Source organism: Runella defluvii, from assembly GCF_014195535.1.
GTDB classification, from domain to species: domain Bacteria; phylum Bacteroidota; class Bacteroidia; order Cytophagales; family Spirosomataceae; genus Runella; species Runella defluvii.
Window position 1 is genome coordinate 444,673 of the sequence record NZ_JACIBY010000001.1, and the last position, 19,224, is coordinate 463,896.

Sequence of the window (19,224 nt, forward strand, 5' to 3'; positions counted from 1 at the left end):
TTTTATGGCGCATTTTCGTATTGCTACTACCAACGATATTGAGACAATCGCTCACCTTCACGCGGCGAGTTGGAAAACAACCTACCGAGGTATGTTGTCGGACGACTACCTCGACAATCATGTAACGGCCGACCGAATTAAGGTCTGGACCGAACGAATTGAACAACCTGCCGAAAACCAACGCATTATTTTATGTGTGGATGACCAAGAGAGAGCTATGGGATTTGTGTGTGCTTATGGTAGCTCAACCGACCCTTTCGGTACATTCATAGATAACCTACACGCGGCGCCTGAGTTGAAAGGAAGAGGGGTTGGAAGAAAGTTGATGCGGAAAGTCTATGAGTGGAGCCTCGAAGTCTATCATCAGCCGAAGCTGTATCTCAAAGTGTTGGAAGACAATCTTCCTGCACGAGGTTTTTACGAGAAAGTAGGAGGAACTAATCAGGCGACTCTCACTGAGGTAATGCCCGGAGGAAGCACCGTAAAGGCTTGTCGATTTGTGTGGGATACCTTTGAATTTTAACAGATAAAAAAAAGCCCGCAACTCAGTTGCGGGCGTAAGATTAAGGTGTCGGAATAGTACTATGTTTTTAAACAATTACGTGCTCAGCCGATAATTGCTTCTTCATGCTTGTCAATGCGCCAAAAACCAAGTTATACACCGACTGGATATTAATTTTCATGAAGTTTGAAATTTCTTCGTTGGTCATATTGACATAGAACTTCAAGAAAATGGCCTCGCGCTGACGGCGTGGAAGGCGCTCCATGGCTTCGTTGAGGTTACGGTTGGTTTGTAAATACTCTTCTTGAGCGATTACGTACGACTCCGCCGAAGCAGTGTAAAGGTGGTGGTACTCCAAAGGAATTTCTTCGCTGCTCGTATTTTTTTGTTGAGCGTTGAGATGGCGAACCAATTTACGTTTAATCGAAGCCATCAAATAATAACGAACTGATGTGGTGTCACCAAGCGTGTGACGGTGTTGCCAAAGTTCTACAAACAAATCGTGAATACAATCTTTAATCAAAGCTTTATCGACACTAAATTGCGTACAATAGTTGTACAAAAGCTGAACGTAACATTGATAAAGTTTTGCAAACGCTGCCTCGTCGTCTTGACGAAACTGATTCCAAAGAGTTACCTCTTCCTGAGTAGTTAGATGAAACCGGGGCATTTGGGTGGAGGGGTTTGGGGTTTTGAAACAATCACAGCCCAAATGTAATTTTCTTTATATTAAGTTGCAAAATAAAAAGTGTTTTTTTTACATTTAATTTTCAGAATATAATTTGGCGAATTGAAATGTACTCCCGTCAAATAGTCCTAAATCACTCATTTTCAGAGAAGGAATTACAAGTAACCCCATAAACGATAATGTCATAAAAGGGGACGCAAGCGTAGAATTTAATGTTTGCTTAACAAAAGAATCGAGGGCGGTATATTGATTTGCGACCTCGTAGCCGTCTTTATCCGACATTAAACCTGCGATTGGCAGCGATAAAATATGACCACTTCCTTCGCCGTCCACGGCACTGACGCCGCCTTGGGCTTCAATCACCAAATTGATGGCTTTGGCAAGGCTTTCGTCGTCGCAGCCCACCGCAATAATGTTGTGCGAATCGTGCGCCACCGACGAGGCCAATGCGCCTTGCGTAAGTCCAAAATTTTTGATAAAACCGATGGCAACAGGGGCAGGCTGATAACGATTTATGACCGCGATTTTGAGGATATCGCGCTCGGTATCCGAAACAATATAACCCGCTTCGACGCGGGCGGGTACCTCAAGCAGGTTGGTGATTAATTGACCGTCGAGTGCTTCAATGACTCTCAAAGAAAGAAAAGTACTCGGAGCTGGAATGGCTAAGTCGGATGCTTGGCAAGGCTGACAATCAAATTGATTGACGATTGGACTGCGCAAATCAGGCAAGAGAGACGTGCCACGGTCGGCTACCTTTTCGCCATTGATGTAAGTTTCGAGAACGGTAAAATCATGGAGGTTGTCCACGATGATAAAGTCCGCCGAATCGCCTTCTCGAAGCAACCCCACGGGCAGACGATAATGCAAGACAGGATTGACACAAGCCGCCCGCAAAACATCGAAAAGCTTGTAGCCCTTGGCCAAAGCGCGTTTCACCAGTTGATTGATGTGGCCATCGACCAAATTATCAGGGTGCTTGTCGTCCGAGCAAAACATCAGTCGGGAAGAATACTGCGCCATCAGTGGAATAAGCGCTTCAAAATTCTTGGCGGCACTTCCTTCCCGAATCAAGACGTATTCGAGTCCAAGCTGGATTTTTTCAAATGCTTCTTCGTACGTAAAACACTCGTGGTCGGTGGTGATGCCCGTTTCAATGTACTTTTTGGCGGCCTCCCCCCGAAGCCCAGGTGCGTGACCGTCGATGGGTTTATTGAAGGCATTGGCCCACTGAATCTTCATCATTACTTCAGGGGCTTCGTTAAGCACCCCAGGAAAATTCATCATTTCGGCCAAATACCCAATTTCCTTTAATGCCAACAATTGCCGAACTTCTTTGACGGAGATAGTGGCGCCTGCGGTTTCAAAAGTGGTCGCAGGTACGCACGACGGCGCACCAAAGCAAAACTTAAAGGGCACTCTTCGGCTATCTTCAATCATGTATTCGACGCCTTTTACGCCCAATACATTCCCAATTTCGTGCGGATCTGATACTGTCCCGACAGTCCCATGAACAACCGACAGCCGTGCAAACTGAGCGGGTGTTAGCATCGAACTTTCGATATGGACGTGGGCATCAATAAAACCAGGTAGTACATAGGGAGCACCTACTCGTTCTCCTCCAAGAATAGAAATGTTGACGATGCGGGTGTCTTCAACGTCGATTTCGGCATAAGAAATAATGTGATCAAACACATTGAGGAGGTTGGCAGTAAATCGCATGGGGCTTGTAAAGGTTAATGGTTTGGTTAAAGGGAGAAACGACGATTTTGTGATTTGTGCCAGAAACTCCTAACTTTTCGCCAAAGAGTGCTAAAATTAGATTTTTCATTAAAAGAAATCAAATTTTTGACAATTTCATGCTAAAACGACTGCGTTTACCCATGATTTCGGTGCATGTCCCCTTCCTTTGGGTAGGTGGACTGACATTTTTTCCGTGGGTCTTTTTTAAGAAACAAAATCCTCCTGCGTGGCTTATTAACCACGAGCGGATTCACCTGCGGCAACAGGCGGAGACGGGGCTGCTTCTGTTTTATGTTTGGTATCTTTTGGAATTCTTGGTGCGCCTTATCGTATATCGGCACCGCTATCGAGCCTATCGAAACATTTGTTTTGAACGCGAGGCGTATGCCAATGACCAAAATTTGAGTTACCTCACTACCCGAAAACCGTGGGCATTTTGGAAGTATTTGTAAAAAAGTTACTTTTGTCTCATTCAAATCTCTTTGTAAAAATACGCGAAACTTGGGTGGCTTCTGAGTATTACCATCCTGCTCAGTCGATGAAATAACGACTGATGCTTCTCTTATTTTTCAATTTTTACAAAGACTTTTTATGAATTCTTCCCCAATTATTGCCGTGATAGGCGGCACAGGTAAATCAGGCGCTTATTTAGTGAAAGAATTGCTTCGACAAGGCTTTCGTTTGAAGTTATTGATTCGTGATGCTTCTTCGCGAGACTTACCTTTGTTTTATAACCATCCTGCTGTTGAAATTTTGGAGGGCAATATCCGAGATTATGAAGTCGTGCGTCGGTTGATGCAAGGCTGCGACGCGGTGATAAGTACGTTGGGTTTGGGTATCCCTAACAGTGAACCTACAATCTTTAGTCAATCTACACAAAACATACTTAGAGCGATGAACGAGTGTAACATCGAACGGTATATTGTGACGACAGGATTGAACGTAGATACGCCTTTTGACAAAAAAAGCGCTAAAACGCAGTTCTCAACTGAATGGATGAAAACCAATTTTCCGATTTCTACCGCCGATAAACAACGAGAATATGAACTTTTGAGCAGCAGCGAAGCGCAGTGGACATTGGTTCGGCTTCCACTTATCGAGCTGACGGATAGTCGAAAAAAGGTGTTAATAAGTACAGAAGACATGCTGGGTGAAAGAATTAGCGCAACCGATTTGGCGTGTTTTCTAATAACTCAACTCAGTGACCGTACATATTGGCAAAAAGCGCCGTTTATTGGCTCAGTATGAGTAGTTTTGTGGCTTGTTAACCTAAACTGTTTTGCGTATCGATGAGACTTTTACTGTTGTTGTGTTTGCCCCTTTTTGCTTTTGCCCAAACGGCGCCGCCTTATCAAGTCAAGTTTACGACGGAAAAAATAAAAATTGACGGTGTGCTTGACGAACAGACCTGGGCGGCTATTCCTACGATTGGTACGTTTTGGCAGTATTTCCCCGCCGATACGCTCAAGGCTGTTTACAAAACCGAAGTGAAATTGACCTTTGATGACAAAAACATCTACGTCAGTGCCAAATGCCACGCGCAACATAAAAACTACGTGGTTTTGTCGTATCGTCGGGATTATCGGGCAGGCAGCAACGACAACGTGAGTTTTATCTTCGATACGTTCAACGACCGCACCAATGCCTTTCTGTTTGGTACCAATCCTTTGGGCGTCATGCGGGAGGCATTGCTGTACAATGGAGCTACCGACAATACATTCTTCAGTGAGTTTTGGGACAATAAATGGACGGCCGAGTCAAAAATTTACGACAACTATTGGACCACTGAAGTAGCCATTCCGTTTACAACCCTGCGTTTTAAAGAAGGAACTACCCAGTGGTTGTTTAAAAGCTACCGTTTTGATACCCAAATCAATGAACAAAGTACGGTAGTTCAAATACCCCAAAATCAATTGATTATGAATTTGGGGTATTCCATTCCCATTGTTTTTGAAAAACCACTGCGTAAAACGGGGGCGAACATTTCGTTGATTCCGTACATTGCGACGGGCAATTCACAAGATTTTGTCAATCGCAATAACCCCAACAACGGCACGCGTTTCAACGTAGGCGGGGATGCTAAAATCGCCGTGACGTCGGGACTAAATTTGGACTTGACTGTTAATCCTGACTTTTCCAATGTTGAAGCCGACCGCCAGATCATTAACCTTACTCGTTTTGACATAAACCTTCCCGAGCAGCGTCAGTTTTTTCTCGAAAATTCCGACTTGTTTTCGGGCTTTGGCAGCTACGTTATCAATCCGTTTTTGCCTCCTCAAGGCAATTTGGGCGGTGCAGGAAACCAAATTTTAAGTCCCTTTTTCTCCCGTCAAATTGGTATTGCCAAAGATTCGACCACAGGATTGGGCGTACCGAATCGCATTGTATATGGAGCGCGATTGAGTGGTAAGTTGGATGATAACTGGCGCATAGGTTTGTTGAATGCCCAAACAGCGGACGACGAGTTTAAAGGGATTTCGGGCGCTAATTTTGCCGTGGCGTCGGTGCAGCGGAAGGTGTTTAGTCGCTCTAACATTGCGGCGATTTTTGTCAATAAACAAACCTTACATCCCGAAATGGGTCGGAATTTGTCAAGTTTCAACCGTGTGGGAGGGTTGGAGTATAATTTTACTTCGCGAGACAGCCGTTGGCAAGGCAAAGCGTATTATCACCAGTCATTCAGCGAAAACAAACAAAAAGATGCGTTTGCAAACGGTTTTTCGTTGATGTACAGCGTCCTGAAATACACGTTTCGTTGGGCACACGATTGGGTAGGAAAAGGCTACGACGCCGAAGTGGGCTTTGTGCCACGCAAGGACTTTTTGCGTATCAATCCAACGCTCGGATTTTCGTTTTATCCCCGAACGCGCTTGGTCAATCGGTACAGCGTAGGAGTAGCGTTGGAGCAATATTCGATGCCTAATGTGGGTGTCACCGACCTTACAGCGGGGCCATTTTTGTCGATGTCGTTTCAGAGTTCAGCACGAATGCTCTTATCGTTGAACCAAAACTATACCTACCTATTCTCGGATTTTGATGCTTTACGAAGCAACGGTAAATTGCCATCACTGAAGCAGGGAGGAAGTTATACGTACTACAATGCGTCGTTGAATTACTTCTCTGACCAGCGCAAAAAATGGTGGTTGTTTGCGCAGCCGCTCGTTGGGCAGTATTATGATGGAACAATTGTGAGTTTAGCGGGTTCTATTAACTACCGTTACCAACCTTATATCGCGTTGGCAATGAATTTTACGTACAACCGCATCAACCTCCCGATTGGTGACAACAATGTGTTTTTGTTGGGGCCGCGGTTAGACTGGACGTTTTCAAAAAAAGTGTTTTTGACGACCTTTTTACAATACAACAGTCAGTTTGAGAACATGAACGTCAACACTCGTTTTCAATGGCGTTTTGCGCCCGTATCGGATTTCTTTTTGGTGTATATCGACAATTATAATACAGCCAATGGCCAATCAAGAAACCGTTCTATTCAGGCAAAATTGACCTATTGGTTCAATTTGTAGTGTTAACACATAGGGCACAGTAGAATAAACACATAGAAAATAGAGAGAACAGCTTTGTTTGCTATGTGATAAATCTATGTGAGCTATGTGGTTATCTAGTGATTTTATGACCAGAAAATAAGCTGAAAGCCCTGTGAAAGAAGACTATCGTTAAACAATCCCCTCTAACCCGCTGTTATTCGGCGAATCTAACGTAATTTTGCAAACCAATTGTCTATTGGTGAGCTAGTATAACGACTTTTTGAATGAAGAATATTCGTAATTTTTGCATTATTGCCCACATTGACCACGGCAAAAGTACTTTAGCCGATCGCTTGTTGGAGTTTACCAAAACGGTTACTGACCGTCAGATGCAGGCCCAGCTGTTAGATGATATGGACTTGGAACGGGAACGGGGTATCACTATCAAGAGCCACGCCATCCAGATGGACTACATGTATAAAGGGGAAAAATATACCTTAAACCTCATTGATACACCAGGCCACGTTGACTTTAGCTACGAAGTATCGCGCTCGATTGCGGCCTGTGAAGGTGCGCTGCTTTTGGTGGACGCTTCGCAAGGCGTAGAAGCGCAGACGATCTCTAACCTTTACTTGGCCATGAACCAAGGGTTGGTCATCATTCCTGTATTGAATAAAATCGACCTCCCAGGGGCAATGCCTGAAGAGGTAAAAGACGAGATGGAAGACCTGCTCGCCTGCGACCGCAACGATATCATTCCTGCGTCGGGTAAAGCAGGTATCGGGATTGAAGATATTCTCAATGCCATTGTTGAGCGCATTCCTGCTCCATCAGGAAATCCCAATACTGAGCTTCAAGCGTTGATTTTTGACTCGGTTTTTAACTCATACCGCGGGATTGAAGTAATTTTCCGTGTTCAGAACGGAAGCATTCGGAAAGGCGACAAAGTAAAATTTGTGGCTACGGGTAAAGAGTACAACGCCGACGAGATTGGTACCCTGCGTCTCGAAAAAGAGCCCAAAGATGTCATTGAATGTGGCGACGTAGGTTATTTGATTTCGGGAATTAAAGTAGCCAAAGAAGTAAAAGTAGGGGATACCATTACCCATACGGAGAAGCCATCCAAAGAAGCTATCAAAGGCTTTGAGGAAGTAAAACCAATGGTATTTGCGGGATTATACCCCGTCGAAACCAGCGAGTTTGAAGAAATGCGCGAAGCGATGGAAAAACTCCAGCTCAACGACGCAGCTTTGGTATGGGAGCCCGAAACATCGGCCGCCCTAGGCTTTGGTTTCCGCTGTGGGTTCTTGGGAATGCTCCACATGGAGATTGTTCAAGAGCGTTTGGAGCGTGAGTTTGACATGACCGTTATTACCACCGTTCCTTCTGTGAAATTTAAGGTAGTGACGACCAAAGGAGCGGAATTGGAAGTAAGTGCCCCTTCTGAAATGCCCGAACCGACGTATATTTCGTGGATAGAAGAACCTTTTATTAAGGCTCAAATCATCACGAAATCGGAATACATTGGCCCTATTTTGAAGTTGTGTATGGATAAACGAGGGCTGCTAAAAAATCAAAATTACCTGACTGCCGAGCGCGTTGAATTGATTTTTGAGATGCCGCTGGCCGAGGTAGTTTTTGATTTCTTTGACAAATTGAAAACCATTTCTCGCGGTTATGCCTCCCTTGACTATGAGTTGCTTGACTACCGCGAATCAGATATGATTAAGCTAGACGTGATGCTCAACGGCGACGGAGTGGATGCACTTTCGGCTATTGTTCACCGTACGAAGGCTTACGAATGGGGTAAAAAACTGTGCGAAAAACTACGGGAACTGATACCGCGTCAAATGTTTGAAATCGCTATCCAAGCGGCAATTGGTCAGAAAATCATTGCCCGCGAAACGGTAAAAGCGATGCGAAAAGACGTATTGGCAAAATGTTACGGAGGGGATATTTCGCGTAAACGTAAATTGTTGGAAAAGCAGAAAAAAGGAAAGAAACGAATGCGTCAAGTGGGCAGCGTAGAGATTCCTCAAGAAGCATTTATGGCGGTGTTGAAGATTAATTAATGATTTTAAACACACTTATTTATGGGATTGCCAGAACATAGCCACCACTACTACACAGTTGCAGAATACCTCGAACTGGAACGCCAAACAGGCATCAAGTACCAGTACGATGGGGGAGAAGTGTTTGCAATGGCAGGAGGAACAACCGAGCATAGTCGAATAAGTACTAACGTAACAGGTGAACTACGTCAGGCTTTAAAGCGGAAGCCGTGTAATGAATATAACAGCGACCTCAAAATCGCCATTAGCGAAGAAAAGTACCGCTATGCCGATGCATCGGTGATTTGTGGACCTGTGGAGTTTTACGACGAAAATCCTGAGGCCGCTAAAAATCCCGTCCTGATTGTAGAAGTGCTTTCCGAAAGTTCAGAATCCTATGACCGAGGTGAAAAGTTTAAAACCTATCGCCAGATTGCTAGTTTTCAGGAGTATGTGTTGATTGAACAACGGTTTCCTTTGGTAGAAGTCTTTTACAAAGTAGATGATAAAACGTGGGAATACAGAGTCTATGAACAACTCGACCAAACCGTTGTGTTTTCATCCATCCAAGCCGAAATTCCAATGGAAGAAATATACAGCGGAATAACCTTTGAATCCGCAAAGTCAAACTAATTCCCAAAGAAGATGACGACTTTTGCGTGATTCTACTAATTTTGACCCTTGAAATTTAACGAAACAAAGATTCCCTATTCATACCCACTCACTATGGCAGAAGTAATCCGAATGCCCAAAATGTCTGATACAATGACCGAAGGGGTCATTGCAGCTTGGCACAAAAAAGTAGGAGATGTAATCAAATCAGGTGATATTATCGCCGAAGTAGAAACTGACAAAGCGACGATGGACATGGAGTCGTACCAAGAAGGTACACTTCTTTACATTGGCGTAGAAAAAGGGTCGGCTGTACCCGTGGATGGTATTCTTGCCATTATCGGAGCTCCAGGCGAAGACTATCAAGCATTGTTAGGTGGAGGAGCTGCTCCTGCCCCCGCTGAAGCACCAGCCGCGCCTGCTCCACAGGAAGTAGCTGCGCCAGCACCTGCTGCGGCGCCAGCTGCACCAGCCGCTCCAGTAAACGCAACGGTGGTACGGATGCCCAAAATGTCGGATACAATGACCGAAGGGGTGCTCGTAGCATGGTTGAAAAAAGTAGGAGACGTAGTGAAGTCGGGCGACATTATTGCCGAAGTCGAAACTGACAAAGCAACGATGGAACTCGAAAACTATGAAGACGGAACGCTTCTTTATTTAGGAGTGAAAGAAGGTGAAGCCGTACCTGTCGATGGCATTATTGCTATCGTTGGTGAGGCAGGCGCTGATTATCAATCTCTCCTAAGCCCACAAGCAGCTAGTGCACCTGCGCCAGCAGCCCCAGAGGTAGCAGCCTCTGCTCCAGCAGCGGCCGCAGCGCCAGCAGCTGCTACAAGCGGAGATGGACGTATTAAGGCTTCTCCGTTGGCAAAAGCACTTGCCAAAGATAAAGGTGTTGATTTAAGCCAAGTCGTAGGTTCTGGCGAAGGTGGTCGTATTGTCAAAAAAGACATTGATGGTGCTTCGGCGGTCAGCAGCCAGCAGCCAGCTGTTAGTAGTCAGCCAGCCGCTCCAAAGGCACAACCAGCTGCACCAGCAGCAGCCCCTGCGGTTGGAGATTTCGAAGATACGCCTATATCGCAAATGCGTAAGACGATTGCTCGTCGTTTGAGCGAAAGTCTATTTACTGCTCCGCATTTCTACCTTACAATGGAAATTACCATGGATAAAGCGATGGAATTGCGTGGTAAAATCAACGAAGTTAGCCCAGTGAAAGTGTCGTTCAACGACATGGTTATCAAGGCAGCAGCGTTGGCTCTTAAACAACACCCTGCCATCAACTCGGCATGGTTGGGCGATAAAATCCGTAAATACAACTACGTAAACGTAGGGGTAGCCGTAGCGGTTGACGAAGGTTTGTTGGTGCCTGTGGTTCGCGATGCTGATAAGAAAACACTTTCTGTCATTGCAAGCGAAGTGAAAGACATGGCAGGAAAAGCGAAAGATAAAAAACTACAACCTAAAGACTGGGAAGGCAATACATTCTCGATTTCTAACTTAGGAATGTTTGGTATCGACGAATTTACGGCCATCATCAACCCGCCAGATTCGTGTATCATGGCCGTAGGAGGTATCAAGAAAGTAGCCGCTTTCAAAGAAGATGGTAGCATTTATCCTACCAACATCATGAAAGTAACGCTCTCGTGCGACCACCGTGTGGTGGACGGTGCTACGGGTTCTGCTTTCTTACAAACATTCAAGAAGTTGTTGGAAAACCCACTCGGAATGTTGGTTTAGCATTTTGACACTATTTTTAAAAATATGCAACCAATTCATGCCACTACCGTAGTGGGAATTATTCATAACGGCGAGGTCGTTGTAGGGGCCGACGGACAAGCAACCATGGGCAATACCGTGGCCAAAAGCAATGTTCGTAAAGTAAGAAGCTTAGCAGGCGGCAAAGTCATTGCGGGTTTTGCAGGTTCTACGGCCGATGCTTTTACGCTGATGGAGCGTTTTGAAGAAAAGCTCAACGCGTACGGCGGAAACTTAAAACGCGCTGCTATTGAATTGGCTAAAGACTGGCGTACTGATCGTTATTTGCGTCGCTTGGAAGCCATGATGATTGTGGCAGGGAAGGGCGAGTTACTCGTCATTTCAGGTACTGGAGACGTTTTAGAACCCGATAATCAGGTCGCTGCGATTGGGTCTGGGTCTATGTTTGCGCAATCAGCGGCATTGGCACTCAAAAAACATGCACAGCACCTTTCGGCCGAAGAGATGGTTCGTGAAAGTTTACACATCGCTGCCGACATCTGTATTTATACCAACCATAATTTAGTTGTGGAAAAAGTCAACGACTAAGCGATGCAGTTATAGTAGCCTTTAAATGTACACAAAGCGCCCCGTCAACTCAATGACGGGGCGCTTGTCGTTTTCATGGCTTGTATGTTTAAAAAAAATGGCTGTATGGCTGTTGGGTGATTCAAAAGTAGGGTGTAGTGGCATCTCCTGCTAAAAAAAGTGATAAACACCCCTATTCGCGGTTTGAAATACAAACTTTATGTGATTTAGTTTCACATGGACAAACTCCTCGTTGGTCAGTCCAAAGACCAAATTCGTCCAATAAACCAACACCATAAGGATTATCTAACCGATATTTGTTTTTAAAAGAATTTCACAGCAAAATGTACCAATGGCATAAATACAAATACCACATCTTCTTTTGGACCTTTTGGGGGGCTTTGCTGCTTCTACAGGACTCAATAAGCAATTACCTTCAGGGACGATTTGAGCAAACCTTTACGTGGCACTATTTTTATTGGTTTGTGTTGCACATGGTGTTGGTGACAGGAGTTACCTATGGCTATGCGTATCTGCTTAAAATAGTCCCTTATTCTGGAAATAAAACCAAATGGCTCTTGAGCTCTTTGGCATTACAACTATCAGTAACAGCCGTTTTTTCATTCTTCCGAACCTACGTCACGGAGTTGCTTTTTGGGGCTCTTTCGGCCGAATACCTAAGTAGCTTTTTAGATTATTTTCCTTGGTTGCTGCGTACATCGTTGGTGTTTATGATTGTGGGGTTTGGGTATCGTATTTTACTGGACTATTTTGAGGAACAAAAAAAACGCCAAACATTGGAGAAAATGGCGTTGGTTGCGGAGCTAAGCTCGCTTAAAAACCAAATCAATCCTCACTTTCTTTACAATACCCTTAGCTACCTACACGCCCAGGCAGAACCGCTTTCGGAGTCGCTGGGAGAAGCTATTTTGCTGTTATCGGATATGATGCGATATAGCTTGCACGATACCGACGAAACGGGCTTGGTATCACTGGAAAAAGAGGTAAGCCATATTAAGAATTTTATTACGATTCATCAACTTCGTTTTGGGAATAAACTTGCCGTTGAGTTTACGGTAGAAGGTAATGTCACAAGCAAACGCATTTTGCCTTTGGTGCTGATTTCGTTTGTTGAAAATGCCTTTAAACACGGAAAAACGACCAAGGCTGAAGAACCTGTCCAGATTCAATTGCAAATAACGCCTGATTCTTCGTTGGTGTTTACGGTGAAAAACCGCAAGTCAGAAGGGCCTAAAGAAAATTCGAGCGGGATAGGGCTGAACAATGTACGACGCAGGTTAGAATTAGTTTATCCTAATTCACATCAGCTAACTATCAACGACACCAAGCATTACTTTGAGGTTAACTTGGTCATAAATCACGTTTGACAATGAGTGAGAATCTGTACATTTGTGGTTCGGACCAACCCCCAATTACGATGTCAATTCGTTGTCTTGCCGTTGATGATGAGCAACATGCCTTGGATATAATTTCGCGATATGTCGAAAAAATCCCAAACTTAGAGCTGGTTGCCGCTACTACCGATGCCATCGAAGCCTTCCAACTGGTTCAAAGAGAGCCGATTGATTTGGTGTTTTTGGATGTACACATGCCCGAAATTACGGGTATTCAGTTTCTAAAACTTCTCGGTGGACGAACCAAGGTCATTCTATGCACGGCTTATCCCGAATATGCGCTTGAAGGGTATGACTTAGACATTGTTGATTATTTGTTAAAACCCATGCGTTTTGAACGGTTTTTGAAAGCAGTTCAGAAAGCGCATACGTTACTTGAAGCCGAAGAACAACCCAAGACGGCTTCTACTTCGGCGACATCGTTTCTCGACGATTATATTTTTGTGAAGACCGAAACCAAAGGAAAATTGCTGAAAGTGGTTCTTTCCGAAATAAGATACGTAGAAGGGCTAGGAAATTACGTTTCGATTTTTACCGATGACAAACGAATCGTTACGCTTCTTACCATCAAAGAGCTCGAAGAACGTTTACCAAAACCCTATTTTCTGCGGGTACACAAGTCGTACATTGTTGCTTTGGGCAAAATACAGGGCATTGATGGCAATCAAATCATGGTTGCCGAAGGTCACATTCCATTGGGAGATACCTACCGCGAAGCCTTTTTTAATGGCCTTCAACAAAAAATAGTCGCTTCTAAAAAGTAGTTACTACCTTCGTTTTATTTTCAGTCTAAACTATGAAATACCTGATTGTTGGCCTTGGAAATATAGGCCCAGAATATGCCCTTACGCGGCATAATATTGGTTTTATGGTGCTCGACCGCCTGGCAGCCCAGCACGATTTTAAGTTTACCATGCAAAAATTGGCCTATACGGCTGAGTTTAAACACAAAGGGCGTCAAATTTACTTCATTAAGCCCACCACCTACATGAACCTCAGCGGCAAGGCGCTACGCTACTACATGGATGCCTTTAAGGTGCCTTTGGAAAACGTAATGGTGATTACGGACGAAATCCAGTTGCCGCAGGGAAAAATAAGAATCAAACCCAAAGGGTCGAATGGAGGGCACAATGGCTTGCGCAACATTGAAGAATTGTTGGGGACGCAAGAATACGTCCGAATGCGCTTCGGAGTAGGAAGTGATTTTCCGCGCGGACAGCAGGTTAGGTATGTTTTGAGTAATTTTCCAGAAGATAGTTTTGAAGAACTACTTATTGATTTGGACCGTGCTGGCGACGCAGTACTCAGTTTTTGTACTTTAGGAATACAAAATACGATGAATAATTTCAATCAATGATTGTATTTTTTAAAGAACTTTATTTTTTTGTTAAAAAAAATTTTATCGACATTTTATTTTTTTAACCAAAATAAAATTCTGACAAAAATCATAAATCTTACTTATACTGTTCCTAAAACCCTTATTTATAGAAGTTTAGTCGAAATAATATTTTAATTTGTGGAAAATGGAAATTTGCAGATTAAAAATTTATCCCGACCTTTGTATCGTTCAATGAGCAAGAGCAAAATTGAACTTTATTATGAAAGTAACGGTTAACTCAATTATATTTGCAATTGCACTCGGATTTGTACTTTTAGCGACCGAGTCAAACGCAAAAGAAAGTAGCAAAACAAACGCCAGCCCGAAGGGTACTTCACTGGTGAAAGCGCAACAAAAGGCATTCGAGCAGTACATCAATGAACAGTACACGCCTTTCGTTGAGCAAGAAGATTGGAAAGTTTTTGTAGAAATTGTGACTTATTACAACAACTCTCCGTCTAAGTTTTTGAATGTTGATGCTGAAAAGCAAAAGCAGTTTAGAAACGCAGTTAGTCTAATGATTCATTCGCTGAGTACAAGCAATGAGGCAAATGCGAAAGACTGGTTGCAAAGTTTAAAAAAGACATCGCATAACATCAATTTTCTCTGGAAGCTCGACTGGAACAGTCTTATGGAAAGCGAAGAACTTGAAAATCAAGGGGAACAAATTAGCTCACTCAATGGTTTTTAAAGAAAAAGAGAAAAATTGATAGATAATAATATTAGTTTTTTCATGTAGAAAAGGTTAAGGGTTTAGGAATAGTCAGTATAAAGCCCCGCTCACGATAGCGGGGCTTTATCTTTTTTAGGCAATCACGTTTTTAATTACTTTGCCCGCTGTATCGGTCAGTCGGAAATTTCTTCCTTGAAACTCGTAAATGAGCTGTTCGTGGTCAAAACCAAGTTGGTGCAAAATCGTCGCTTGTAAATCGTGAATGTGCGTTCGGTCCTTGATGCCAAAATACCCTAGCTCATCGCTTTCTCCCATACTAAATCCTCGCTTGACACCACCGCCTGCCATCCAGCACGTAAACGCATCCGTATGGTGGTCGCGGCCTTTGAAGGGCATTTTTTTGCCGTTGCGGTTTTCTTGCATCGGCGTTCGGCCAAATTCCGTTCCCCATACCACCAACGTTTCGTCCAACATACCGCGTTGTTTCAAATCCAACAGTAAAGCCGTGATGGATTGGTCGATTTGATTGATTTTATCGCGTAACCCAAATTCCAATGAAGTCCCTTTGCCGTCGCCGTGGGTATCCCAGCCCCAGTCGTATAGCTGCACAAAACGAACGCCTTTTTCCACCAATTTACGCGCCAAAAGGCAGTTGTTAGCAAACGATGATTGCCCAGGCTGCGTGCCGTAGAGTTGATGAATGTAGGTAGGTTCTTTGCTAATATCCATGACTTCAGGTACCGATACCTGCATTTTGAAAGCCATTTCGTACTGTGCAATGCGGGCGAGTGTTTCGGGGTCTTTAAATTCCTCGTATTGTTGCTGATTGACCGCCGTGAGGGCATCAATGGCTTTTTTGCGTAAATCTCTATCCAAACCGTTGGGGTCGCTCAAAAACAAAACGGGGTCTCCTTCTGAACGACATTGAACTCCTTGGTAAACCGAAGGCAAAAAGCCATTTCCCCAGACCGATTTGCCTGCGTCAGGGGCTTTTCCGCCCGATGTAAGTACCACAAAACCTGGTAAGTTGGCGTTTTCGGAACCTAACCCGTACGTCACCCATGAGCCCATCGAAGGGCGCCCTAAGCGCGCACTGCCCGTGTGCATAAACAACTGCGCAGGGGCGTGGTTAAATTGGTCGGTGTACATGGCTTTCAAAAACGAAATTTCATCGGCCATTTGGGGTAAATAGGTAAAATAATCGGACATCCACGCACCCGATTGGCCGTGTTGCTTAAACACGCCCACCGACCCAAGCATGTCGGGTACTCCGCGGATGAACGCGAATTTTTTACCTTCCAAAAAGGAAGGAGGGCAAGGTTTGCCGTCTAATTTGGCCAATTCGGGTTTATAATCCCACAGCTCAAGTTGTGACGGAGAACCGCACATGTGCAAGAAAATTACCGATTTAGCCTTCGCCGCAAAATGAGGAATCTTAACATCCAATGGATTGGTAACAAGCTGTTTTTTAGTACTTCCGTTGCCGCAGCTTCCAAACATGGTTCCTAAGGCCATCATGCCCAGCCCCGACGTACATTGCTTGAGAAAATGCCGCCGAGTTTCCAACAGAGCGGATTCGAGTTGAAGTTCGTTTTGAAGTTTCATGGGTTATTCCTTCGTTATAAACTCGTCCATATTCAACATAGTATTGGCCACAAACGCCAGTGCGGCGGCTTCAGCCGTGCTGTTACACATCCAGTCTTCGCGTTTTTGGGGATTTTTTTGAAAACGCATCAGCGCTTCTTGATAGAGCTTTTCAAATACTTCTTGCTTGGGTTTTGGAAGTACATGACCCGTCATCCACTCATATCCTTTTTGAAGCTGAGAAGCCACAGTTTTTCCTCCTTCGTGCTGCATTCGACGTGCAAAGTGTTGGGCTACATCGACAAAGGCCGAATCGTTGAGGGTGACCAATGCCTGCAAAGGAGTGTTGGTGCGAATCCGCCGAGCCAAACACACATCGCGCGTAGAGCCATCAAACGTAAGCATACTCGGATACGGACTTGAACGCCGAATGTAGGTATAAATGGCGCGCCGATAGGCATCTTCTCCCACGCTTTGGTTCCATTTTGAACCGCTGTACACGACTTGCCAAACCCCTTGTGGTTGGTAAGGCATGACGGGGCGGCCGTACATTTTTTTGCTCAATAAATTGCTGACGACCAAGGCTTGGTCACGAACCTGCTCGCCCGTCAATCGAACGCGAGGGCCACGCGCCAAATAACGATTGGCAGGGTCTTTCTCCAAAAGTTCATCCGTAACGTGCGAATCTTGACGGTAGGTGGCTGACAAAACAATCTCCTTCAAAAGCGGTTTGATTTGCCATTTCATATCGTCCATAAAACGGTACGAAAGGTAGTCGAGCAACGCTTGGTGGGTAGGAGCAAAGCCTTGCGAACCCATGTCTTCGAGGGTTTCGACAAGCCCTGTTCCAAATAACTGCTCCCACACCCGATTAACCAGCGTTCGAGCCGTGAGCGGGTTTTCTTTGGCCGTAATCCATCGGGCCAATCCTAGTCTATTTCGGGGGGCGTTTTTAGGAAAAGGGTGTAATGAATGAGGAACATCGGGCTCGACGGCCGTGGTGGGCGAAAACATACTTCCCCGCTCAAAAATTCGAGTGGTACGTTTCAAATCGGCTGGATTTTCGAGCATGATAGGGACGTTTTCGGTGCGAGTGAGCAGCAGTTCGTTGAAATGCTTGAACTGCGTATCGTAGCCTTCTTTTCCTTTTCCAGGAAAGTCGTCTTCCAAAAACATGACCCAATTGACCAAACAAACATCTTGACTTTCAGAGGCTAGTTTGGGGTTTCGGAAAATAAAATGTAGGTCTTTTCTTGTGCTAAATTTGGGGAGATTTACCCATTTTAGGAGTGTAAGGCCGTTCCAAAAATTACGTCCTTGTGCCGTATCAAGCTTTACCACGGCCAATTTAGGGCCGTTGAGGCTATCAGTTCTAATTTCAATGCTTCCACCCACTTGTGCCGTGACGTACGAAATCAGCATCCGACTTTTGTTGATGGTTGGCGCATTTTTCAAACGGCAGGTTCCCCCATTTTGCATTCCCATGTATGAACTAGGTTCGGAAGTTCCTTTTTGAAAACTATCAAAATTGTGCGCGTAAATACGAGGCTCGACGGTTCGTAAAAAATGCACAATTTCTTTCGACTTCGTTTCAGAAACGGAAGTTTTTACCCATTGAGCTACTTCATCCAGCTTCTTTTGGTCTGTTTCGTTGAAAAACCGCAAGTGAGCCGATTCGTCCATGACATCCTCGTCGCGCGTGTTGTTGAAGAAGGCCATGTATTTATAAAACTCTTCGTGCTTAAAAGGGTCATACGGATGGCTATGGCATTGGACACACGCAAAGGTCGTACTGTTGAAAGCTACCCAATTGGTACTTACGCGGTCGAGCACGGCAGCGACTCGAAACTCTTCATCGTCAGTTCCTCCTTCGTCATTATTGGTTGTATTTCGGTGAAAACCAGTGGCGATGAGTTGATTTTCGGTAGGATTCGGAAGCAAATCACCCGCCAATTGTTCGGTGATAAACTGGTCATAAGGCATGTTTTGATTAAACGCCTTAATGACCCAATCGCGGTAACGCCAAGCATTGCGAATATCGTCCTTTTCGTAACCTTTTGAATCGGCATAGCGAGCCAAATCGAGCCACATCGAAGCCCATTTTTCCCCAAAAGCTGGTGATTTTAACAAAGAGTCAACCACCGTTTCGTAGGCATTGGGGGCGGGATTGTTAAAAAATGCCTTGTACTGTTGCTCGGTGGGTGTAAGCCCTGTCAAATCGAGCGTTACGCGACGTAACAGCGTGGCTTTATCGGCGTCTTGGCTATGCGATAAGTGCTGTTCTTTTAATTTTTCGGTCACAAAGTGGTCAATATCGTTGTTGACCCACGATTTTTCCCAAAACTTCCACCATGAACTACTTGGAACAGCAGGTTTTTCGACGGCTTGGTACGCCCAATGTTTGCCCCATTTTGCTCCTTGGTCAATCCATTTGGTCAAGAGCTCTATTTCCTCTTCACTGAGAGGCTCGCCCTTTTTGGGCATGAATTTTTCAGGATCAGGGTGCGTCAAACGAAGGATAAATTCGGAGTGAGCAGCATCCCCTGGAATGATGGCAGGCTTTCCAGATTTGGTTTTTCCGAAGGCTTCTTCTTCAAACAAGAGACTAAACCCGCCTGCTTTTTTTACTCCACCGTGGCAAGCCATGCACTTTTTGTTTAGAATAGGCTTGACTTGCGTATTAAAATCAATTTCACTTTCAGACAGAGAATGATAGCCGTATGCCAAAACGCAAACAGCTACTGTACCAACGAGTAGTTTGTTCAGAAAGGTCATGGGAATGGTGGTAAAATAATCCTTCCAAGTTTTTG

General features: G+C 44.6%; 16 protein-coding genes. 12 read left to right on the plus strand and 4 right to left on the minus strand.

The window, feature by feature from the left end:
- Nucleotides 1-4: 4 nt before the first annotated feature.
- Complete coding sequence (locus FHS57_RS01790; RefSeq protein WP_183971142.1) at nt 5-523, plus strand: GNAT family N-acetyltransferase; 519 nt, start codon at nt 5-7, stop codon at nt 521-523.
- Nucleotides 524-590: 67 nt separating this feature from the next.
- On the opposite strand, the gene FHS57_RS01795 is transcribed toward FHS57_RS01790, so the two are convergent.
- Together FHS57_RS01795 and ade are read right to left on the minus strand one after the other, a co-directional pair.
- Nucleotides 591-1,172: an RNA polymerase sigma factor gene (locus FHS57_RS01795; RefSeq protein ID WP_028521893.1), complete on the minus strand. Its 582-nt coding sequence runs from the start codon at nt 1,170-1,172 to the stop codon at nt 591-593.
- Nucleotides 1,173-1,265: 93 nt separating this feature from the next.
- Nucleotides 1,266-2,912 carry an adenine deaminase gene (ade, locus tag FHS57_RS01800; RefSeq protein ID WP_183971143.1) on the minus strand — a complete coding sequence of 549 codons (1,647 nt, stop codon included), beginning with the start codon at nt 2,910-2,912 and terminating at the stop codon, nt 1,266-1,268.
- Between the two features lie 137 nt (nt 2,913-3,049).
- Here ade and FHS57_RS01805 point away from each other — a divergent pair, with 137 nt between their 5' ends.
- From FHS57_RS01805 to FHS57_RS01855, 11 genes are all read left to right on the plus strand, one after another.
- Nucleotides 3,050-3,385 (plus strand): hypothetical protein, encoded by a 336-nt coding sequence (locus tag FHS57_RS01805; RefSeq protein WP_229601234.1) that lies wholly within the window; start codon nt 3,050-3,052, stop codon nt 3,383-3,385.
- Nucleotides 3,386-3,524: 139 nt separating this feature from the next.
- Nucleotides 3,525-4,181, plus strand: coding sequence for an NAD(P)-dependent oxidoreductase (locus FHS57_RS01810; RefSeq protein ID WP_183971144.1), 657 nt, complete (start codon nt 3,525-3,527; stop codon nt 4,179-4,181).
- Nucleotides 4,182-4,222: 41 nt separating this feature from the next.
- Nucleotides 4,223-6,457 carry a DUF5916 domain-containing protein gene (locus FHS57_RS01815; RefSeq protein ID WP_183971145.1) on the plus strand — a complete coding sequence of 745 codons (2,235 nt, stop codon included), beginning with the start codon at nt 4,223-4,225 and terminating at the stop codon, nt 6,455-6,457.
- A gap of 245 nt (nt 6,458-6,702) precedes the next feature.
- The gene (lepA, locus tag FHS57_RS01820) at nt 6,703-8,490 is read left to right on the plus strand and encodes a translation elongation factor 4 (RefSeq protein WP_183971146.1); all 1,788 of its coding nucleotides are present in this window, start codon (nt 6,703-6,705) and stop codon (nt 8,488-8,490) included.
- 21 nt (nt 8,491-8,511) lie between these two features.
- Nucleotides 8,512-9,102: a Uma2 family endonuclease gene (locus FHS57_RS01825; RefSeq protein WP_183971147.1), complete on the plus strand. Its 591-nt coding sequence runs from the start codon at nt 8,512-8,514 to the stop codon at nt 9,100-9,102.
- A gap of 93 nt (nt 9,103-9,195) precedes the next feature.
- Nucleotides 9,196-10,818: a pyruvate dehydrogenase complex dihydrolipoamide acetyltransferase gene (locus tag FHS57_RS01830; RefSeq protein ID WP_183971148.1), complete on the plus strand. Its 1,623-nt coding sequence runs from the start codon at nt 9,196-9,198 to the stop codon at nt 10,816-10,818.
- A gap of 24 nt (nt 10,819-10,842) precedes the next feature.
- Nucleotides 10,843-11,385 (plus strand): ATP-dependent protease subunit HslV, encoded by a 543-nt coding sequence (hslV, locus tag FHS57_RS01835; protein WP_028521883.1) that lies wholly within the window; start codon nt 10,843-10,845, stop codon nt 11,383-11,385.
- Between the two features lie 323 nt (nt 11,386-11,708).
- Entirely contained in the window at nt 11,709-12,752 is a 1,044-nt protein-coding gene (locus tag FHS57_RS01840; protein ID WP_183971149.1) for a sensor histidine kinase, read from the plus strand.
- Between the two features lie 50 nt (nt 12,753-12,802).
- A complete protein-coding gene (locus tag FHS57_RS01845) occupies nt 12,803-13,543 on the plus strand; it encodes a LytR/AlgR family response regulator transcription factor (RefSeq protein WP_183971150.1) in 741 nt (246 codons plus the stop codon).
- Between the two features lie 32 nt (nt 13,544-13,575).
- Complete coding sequence (gene pth / locus FHS57_RS01850; RefSeq protein ID WP_028521881.1) at nt 13,576-14,136, plus strand: aminoacyl-tRNA hydrolase; 561 nt, start codon at nt 13,576-13,578, stop codon at nt 14,134-14,136.
- Nucleotides 14,137-14,377: 241 nt separating this feature from the next.
- Nucleotides 14,378-14,848, plus strand: coding sequence for a hypothetical protein (locus FHS57_RS01855; protein WP_183971151.1), 471 nt, complete (start codon nt 14,378-14,380; stop codon nt 14,846-14,848).
- 114 nt (nt 14,849-14,962) lie between these two features.
- Here the strand turns inward: FHS57_RS01855 and FHS57_RS01860 are convergent, their stop codons facing one another.
- Nucleotides 14,963-16,435, minus strand: a complete 1,473-nt coding sequence (locus FHS57_RS01860) for a DUF1501 domain-containing protein (protein ID WP_183971152.1) — start codon at nt 16,433-16,435, stop codon at nt 14,963-14,965.
- 3 nt (nt 16,436-16,438) lie between these two features.
- Nucleotides 16,439-19,189, minus strand: a complete 2,751-nt coding sequence (locus FHS57_RS01865; protein WP_183971153.1) for a DUF1553 domain-containing protein — start codon at nt 19,187-19,189, stop codon at nt 16,439-16,441.
- Nucleotides 19,190-19,224 lie beyond the last annotated feature (35 nt).

What these genes read in the sequence shown, in the direction of transcription:
- FHS57_RS01790 (WP_183971142.1), top strand. Translation starts at nt 5, where the DNA reads ATGGCGCATTTTCGTATTGCTACTACCAACGATATTGAGACAATCGCT.
- FHS57_RS01795 (WP_028521893.1), bottom strand. Translation starts at nt 1,172, where the DNA reads ATGCCCCGGTTTCATCTAACTACTCAGGAAGAGGTAACTCTTTGGAAT.
- ade (WP_183971143.1), bottom strand. Translation starts at nt 2,912, where the DNA reads ATGCGATTTACTGCCAACCTCCTCAATGTGTTTGATCACATTATTTCT.
- FHS57_RS01805 (WP_229601234.1), top strand. Translation starts at nt 3,050, where the DNA reads ATGCTAAAACGACTGCGTTTACCCATGATTTCGGTGCATGTCCCCTTC.
- FHS57_RS01810 (WP_183971144.1), top strand. Translation starts at nt 3,525, where the DNA reads ATGAATTCTTCCCCAATTATTGCCGTGATAGGCGGCACAGGTAAATCA.
- FHS57_RS01815 (WP_183971145.1), top strand. Translation starts at nt 4,223, where the DNA reads ATGAGACTTTTACTGTTGTTGTGTTTGCCCCTTTTTGCTTTTGCCCAA.
- lepA (WP_183971146.1), top strand. Translation starts at nt 6,703, where the DNA reads ATGAAGAATATTCGTAATTTTTGCATTATTGCCCACATTGACCACGGC.
- FHS57_RS01825 (WP_183971147.1), top strand. Translation starts at nt 8,512, where the DNA reads ATGGGATTGCCAGAACATAGCCACCACTACTACACAGTTGCAGAATAC.
- FHS57_RS01830 (WP_183971148.1), top strand. Translation starts at nt 9,196, where the DNA reads ATGGCAGAAGTAATCCGAATGCCCAAAATGTCTGATACAATGACCGAA.
- hslV (WP_028521883.1), top strand. Translation starts at nt 10,843, where the DNA reads ATGCAACCAATTCATGCCACTACCGTAGTGGGAATTATTCATAACGGC.
- FHS57_RS01840 (WP_183971149.1), top strand. Translation starts at nt 11,709, where the DNA reads ATGTACCAATGGCATAAATACAAATACCACATCTTCTTTTGGACCTTT.
- FHS57_RS01845 (WP_183971150.1), top strand. Translation starts at nt 12,803, where the DNA reads ATGTCAATTCGTTGTCTTGCCGTTGATGATGAGCAACATGCCTTGGAT.
- pth (WP_028521881.1), top strand. Translation starts at nt 13,576, where the DNA reads ATGAAATACCTGATTGTTGGCCTTGGAAATATAGGCCCAGAATATGCC.
- FHS57_RS01855 (WP_183971151.1), top strand. Translation starts at nt 14,378, where the DNA reads ATGAAAGTAACGGTTAACTCAATTATATTTGCAATTGCACTCGGATTT.
- FHS57_RS01860 (WP_183971152.1), bottom strand. Translation starts at nt 16,435, where the DNA reads ATGAAACTTCAAAACGAACTTCAACTCGAATCCGCTCTGTTGGAAACT.
- FHS57_RS01865 (WP_183971153.1), bottom strand. Translation starts at nt 19,189, where the DNA reads ATGACCTTTCTGAACAAACTACTCGTTGGTACAGTAGCTGTTTGCGTT.